This is a genomic window from Cellulosimicrobium cellulans (genome assembly GCF_001722485.1).
Classification (GTDB): Bacteria; Actinomycetota; Actinomycetes; order Actinomycetales; family Cellulomonadaceae; genus Cellulosimicrobium; species Cellulosimicrobium cellulans_A.
Window position 1 is genome coordinate 1 of record NZ_LWGL01000201.1, and the last position, 5,127, is coordinate 5,127.

Genomic DNA, 5,127 nt, shown 5'->3' on the forward strand with positions numbered 1-5,127 from the left:
CTCCCGGCGGTCCTGCGGCCCGAGCGCCCCGAGCACGTACGCCGCGTCCCACTCGCGGTACGGGTCCGGGGGAGGGGTGGCGGTCATGGCGTGACTCCCTTCTCCTGCAGCGCCAGGCGCAGCGCGCTTCTTGGGCCGCCGGTACTCGGGCGTGCGCCGCACGCGGAACACGCCCGCGGGCACCTCGAGGACGAGGTCGACGAACGACTCGACGGTCGCGTCGGCGTAGGCCGACCGCAGCCGGTCGTCGCTCGCCGACTCCGACGCGACCTTGCCGTAGAGCGCGAACACGATCGCGTCGATGATCGTCGACTTGCCCGCGCCGGTCGGTCCGTCCAGGAGGAAGATCCCCGACGCGCCGAGCGCGGCGAGGTCGATGCGGTGCCGTCCCGGGAACGGGCCGATGGCCTGGAAGGTGAGCGAGTGCAGGTGCATCAGGCGCTCCGCTCCGCCGCGAGCGCACCCTCGAGCGCGTCGCGGAGCACGCGGACCTCGGCCGCGGTGGGGGCCTGCCCGGACACGTGCTCGACGAAGTCGCGCGCGACGTCGAGCGAGTCCCGGCCCGGACCGACGGCGGTCACGGTCTCGCGCGCGGCGGGCTGCGGCGGGCGGTGGGTCACCTGGAGGGCGTGCGGGAAGCGCTCCTTGACGCGCGCGTAGAGCTCCGCGGGCCGCGCGGCGTCCGTGACGACGACGCGCACCCAGTCGTCGACGTGCGGCTCCCCGGCCGCGCCGAGCAGGTCGTCGAGCGGTCCCGTGACCTCGGCGAGCCGTCGTGGCACGGGCGCGGGCACGAGCTCGACGGCGTCGTGGCCGCCCGCACCCAGTCGGTCGAGGTCGACGAGCGCGGTCGACTTGCGCTGGCGCACCTCGGAGAACGAGAACGCGAGCGGCGACCCCGAGTAACGCACGACGGGCGCGCCCGCGTCCGGCCGCTCGCCGTCCGCTCCCCCGGTTCCACGTGGAACATCGGGGACCGGGACGCGCTGCGGCCCGTGGAGGTGGCCGAGGGCCACGTAGTCGATCCCCCACCCCGCGAACGCCCCGGCGGGCACCGAGTCCACGCCGCCGACGCGGATGTCGCGCTCGGACTCCGACGGCTCGCCGCCGACGACGAACGCGTGGCCCGACACGACCGCACGGCCGACGAAGCCGCTCGCCCGGCGCGCGGCGAGGTCCGCGCCGACCCGGCGCAGCGCCGCGCCCATGACCGCCTCGTGCGACCGCGCGAGCGGGACCGAGCGGTCGTCCGCCAGCTCGTGGCGCGCCGCGTCCGGGTCGAGGTACGGCAGCGCGTAGACGAGCAGCGGTCCGCCCTCGTCCCCCTCCCCCGCGCCGGGGCCCGGCCCGAGCACGACGGGCGTGCCGACGTCGGCCACGCGCGTGCGCAGGTGGACGCCGGGGCGCAGGAGCCGCTCGGCGAAGCCGAGACGGATCGCGGAGTCGTGGTTGCCGGGGGTGATGACGACGTGCGTGTGCTCCGCGAGGCGGTCCACGGCGTCGGACAGCAGCGCGACCGCCTCGACGGGCGGGATGGCGCGGTCGTACACGTCGCCCGCGACGAGCACCGCGTCGACGCGCTCGGCGCGCGCCAGCTCGACGAGGTGGTCGAGGTGCGCGGCCTGGTGGTCCAGCAGATCCACGCCGTGGAGCGTGCGCCCGAGGTGCCAGTCGGACGTGTGGAGGATCCGCATGGGCCCGAACGTAGCGGTCGGCGCCCACACGCCCCGCTAGACTCCCCGAGGCCTCCGCGCCTCTCCCCGCTCCACCTCACCGACCGGAGGCCCCTTCGTGGACCGACGCACCCTCGATGTCGCCCTGCCCGTCGTCTACGCAGGGCTGGTGGCCGTCTCGCGGCTGTGGTTCCCCGGGGCGACGCCGGGCATCGCCGTGGCGGGGGCGTTCGTGCTCGCGCTGTACTGGTCGGCGTTCCGGCACAAGCTCCCCGCGCAGGTCCCCGCGCGCCACGAGGCCGAGCGCCCCGTGGAGGACGCTCCGGCGCCCGCGCGTCCGGACGACCCGCCGTACGGCTCCGCCTGAGCCGTCCTCGCCGGGTCCCCCGGCGGACGGGCGTCAGCCGACGCCGACGACCGCGACCGGGCCCGTCGGCGCGTCGTCGGTGCGCACGATCGGCAGGCGCCCGCCCATGCCGATCATGTCGAGCAGCTCGACGATGCTGGACGACGGGTCGCGCAGCACGACCTCGCGCCCCTCCTCGTCCCCCAGCATGTACAGCTGGATGATGAAGGCGATCCCGGAGGAGTCGATGAACGTCACCCCGGCGACGTCGACCACCACGGGTCCGCGCGTGTCGAGCACGTAGGACATCGCCTCGCTGGCGCGGTCGCGCAGCGCCGCGTCCACCTCGCCCCACATCGTCACGACGACGCCGCCCTCGTCCGGCGCGTAGGCGATGCCGCTCGCCTCCGCGCTCGCGCTGCCTGTGTCCATGCGGTCCAGATCCATGCGGTCCAGCTCCACCGTCTCTCGAGTCCTCCTGCGTGCCGTCGACCTCGCCCCTCCCGTGCCAACGCGACGGGCGCGGCACCTGTTCCCGCACGGGAAGGTCCGTGCCGGCCGCAGCGCCCCGGGCGTCGTCGGCCGGGGCACCACGAGTGTGCACCCGGCGCGGCGCCGCCACCACCGGACGGTCCCGCGGGGCGGGTGTCGGGGGCGGCGGCCGCAGGCCGAGTGGGGACGTTACAGGGGGTCGGTGACGTCCGCGACCCGGGCTCCGAGCACCCGGACCAGCTCGGCCCCGTCGACCGTCGCGGCGACACCGTGCGCCCCCGCACCGATCGAGACCGCGCCGTCGGCGGCGGCCACGCGCTCGTCCGCCACGACCGGCCACGCGTGCGTCGCGCCGAACGGCGTGATCGTGCCGCGCTCGTACCCGGTGACGTCGCGCGCCACGTCCTTGTCCGGCATCGACAGGCGGGAGACGCCGAGCAGCGCACGCAGGCGCGGCCACGCGATCTGCCGGTCGCCCGGCACGAGGACGAAGAGGTAGTCGTCCTCGGCGCGCCGCACGACGATCGTCTTGAGCACGCGCGCCGGCTCGACGCCGCGCGCCGCGGCCGCCTCCTCGAGCGAGGACACGCGGCCGTGCCGCGTCAGCGTGAAGCCGATGCCCGAAGCCTCCAGCGCCGCGACCGCACGCGCGCTGCCCTGCTCGCTGGCCTGCTCGCCACCCGGTCCGCCGCTCCGCTCGCTGCTCACCCGACCGACCCTAGCCCGCGGCGCGCCCGCCGACGTCACACGTCGTCGAACTCGGTGACGACCGTGCGCCAGTACTCCGCGCCGTCGCGCGTCCGGTGCACGAGACCGGCGTCGACCATCGCGCGCCGCAGCGAGACCGGGTCGGCCGCGCGCTCCGCGAGCCGCTTCGTGAGCGTCAGCTCGGTGACCGGCTCCTCGAGGGGCAGCACCTGCGCGGCGAGGTAGCGCACGACGAGCTGGCGGTCCCGCAGCCGCTTCGGGCTGCGCAGCAGGCGCCCGCCCACGAGGAACCGGTCCGGGCCGGTCGGCTGCGGGGACGGCGTCGAGCTGAGCAGCCCGGCGAAGCGCCCCGGGACCGCGCGGAGGAAGCCGCCGTCGTCGCGCACCACGACACCCGCGGCGAGCAGCGGCGCGAGGCGGCGCCGGTCGTCGGTGCTCAGGTCCGCCTCGGCGGGCGCGTCGACGACCACACGCCCGAACAGCGCGAGCCGCCCCTCGTCGGCGAGGGACGCGACGACCTGCTTCCACGCGTTGCCCGAGGTGCCCCCGCTGTCCATGCCTCGACCCTAGGCACCGGACGCCGTCCCGGGCCAGCGCGATACCCGTCAGGCCAGGTGCACGACGTCGCTCGTCCAGTGCCGCCGCAGCCACCGGTCGTGCGACGCGACGACGACGGCGCCCGGCCAGTCCTGCACCGCCGCCATGAGCTCGGTCGCGAGCGTCAGCGACACGTGGTTGGTCGGCTCGTCGAGGAGCAGGACGTCCGGTGCCTGCGACACGAGCATCGCGAGGACGAGCCGCCGGCGCTGTCCGACGGACAGGTCGGCGAGCGGGCGCCCGAGGTCGCGCGGCGCGATGAGCCCGTGGGCGTCGACGCGGGCGTCGTGCGCTGCCCCGTCGCCGCCCTGCACGAGGGCGAGGATCTCGCGCGGGGTGCGCTCGTCGTCGTGCAGGTGCACGTCCTGCTCGAGCAGCCCGACCCGGACGCCGCGCGCCCGGCCGACCGTGCCGGCGTCGGGCTCGAGGTCGCCCGCGAGGACGTGCAGGAGCGTCGACTTGCCGGCCCCGTTCGCGCCGGTGATCAGCAGGCGCGCCCCGCGCGCCACCTCGAGCGACGGCACGCCCGACGCCGCCATGTCGAGCCGCGCCGCGCGCTCTCCCACGGGCACGGGTCCGTCCCGGTGCACGACGACGCCCCGCGCCCACACGGCGAGGTCGCCCGCGCCCGGCGCACCGGCACCGCGGCCCCCGTCGGCGTGCGGCGGCGCGAAGCGCAGCGGCGCAGGAGGCCGGCGCACCTGCTCGCGCTCGAGCGTGTCGAGCCGCTGCTGCGCGTTGCGCACGCGCCGCGACACCTGGCTCTGCACGCGCTCGCCCTTGAAGTCGTAGAGGATCTTCGCCTGGTTGCCGCGCTCCCGGTTCTTGCTCACGTCGCGCGCCGTGACGGCGACCGCGCGCCGCAGCTCCCGCAGCTCCTCCTGCTCCGCGGCGAACCGCTGCTCCCAGCGCTCGCGCTCGACACGCTTGGCCTCGAGGTAGTCGCTGTACGTGCCGCCGTACGCGGTGATGCCCGGCGAGGCGCCGTCGGCCGCGGCGCCGCGCAGCGGCTCGACCGACGGGTCCAGGTCGAGGATCTCCGTGCACACCTCGTCGAGGAACACGCGGTCGTGGCTCGCGAGCACGACGGCGCCCGGCAGCGCCCGCAGCGCCGCCGCGAGGAACTCGGCGGCGTCGTCGTCGAGGTGGTTGGTCGGCTCGTCGAGCAGGAGCGCGCCGGGCTGGCGGACGAGGAGCGCGGCGAGGCCGAGCCGCGTGCGCTGCCCGCCCGACAGCGAGCCGACCGGCCGGTCCGCCACGCCCTCGACGTCGAGGCCGAGCCCCGCGAGCGTCCGGGCGGCGCGCGCGTCC

Annotated in this window: 7 protein-coding genes; 1 reads left to right on the forward strand and 6 read right to left on the reverse strand. The window is 76.5% G+C overall.

What is annotated here, in order from left to right:
* Both JZ5iCDA_RS15425 and JZ5iCDA_RS15430 read right to left on the reverse strand, forming a co-directional pair.
* Nucleotides 1–435, reverse strand: a 435-nt coding sequence (locus JZ5iCDA_RS15425; RefSeq protein WP_171905402.1) for an AAA family ATPase, incomplete at its 3' end; no start/stop codon positions are given.
* Nucleotides 435–1,694 (reverse strand): exonuclease SbcCD subunit D, encoded by a 1,260-nt coding sequence (locus JZ5iCDA_RS15430; RefSeq protein ID WP_069387955.1) that lies wholly within the window; start codon nt 1,692–1,694, stop codon nt 435–437. The genes JZ5iCDA_RS15425 and JZ5iCDA_RS15430, both read right to left, overlap by 1 nt.
* A gap of 97 nt (nt 1,695–1,791) precedes the next feature.
* Here JZ5iCDA_RS15430 and JZ5iCDA_RS15435 point away from each other — a divergent pair, with 97 nt between their 5' ends.
* Nucleotides 1,792–2,040 carry a hypothetical protein gene (locus tag JZ5iCDA_RS15435; RefSeq protein ID WP_069387956.1) on the forward strand — a complete coding sequence of 83 codons (249 nt, stop codon included), beginning with the start codon at nt 1,792–1,794 and terminating at the stop codon, nt 2,038–2,040.
* A gap of 33 nt (nt 2,041–2,073) precedes the next feature.
* Here JZ5iCDA_RS15435 and JZ5iCDA_RS15440 read toward each other — a convergent pair whose 3' ends face one another.
* The 4 genes from JZ5iCDA_RS15440 to JZ5iCDA_RS15455 form a co-directional block, all read right to left on the reverse strand.
* Nucleotides 2,074–2,451: an STAS domain-containing protein gene (locus JZ5iCDA_RS15440; RefSeq protein WP_069387960.1), complete on the reverse strand. Its 378-nt coding sequence runs from the start codon at nt 2,449–2,451 to the stop codon at nt 2,074–2,076.
* A gap of 249 nt (nt 2,452–2,700) precedes the next feature.
* On the reverse strand, nt 2,701–3,219 hold the full coding sequence (locus JZ5iCDA_RS15445) for an aminoacyl-tRNA deacylase (protein WP_069387957.1): 519 nt from the start codon (nt 3,217–3,219) through the stop codon (nt 2,701–2,703).
* A gap of 35 nt (nt 3,220–3,254) precedes the next feature.
* Nucleotides 3,255–3,776 (reverse strand): DUF2087 domain-containing protein, encoded by a 522-nt coding sequence (locus JZ5iCDA_RS15450; RefSeq protein ID WP_069387958.1) that lies wholly within the window; start codon nt 3,774–3,776, stop codon nt 3,255–3,257.
* A 48-nt stretch (nt 3,777–3,824) separates the two neighbouring features.
* The coding region (locus JZ5iCDA_RS15455; RefSeq protein WP_069387959.1) for an ATP-binding cassette domain-containing protein at nt 3,825–5,127 on the reverse strand (1,303 nt) is incomplete at its 5' end.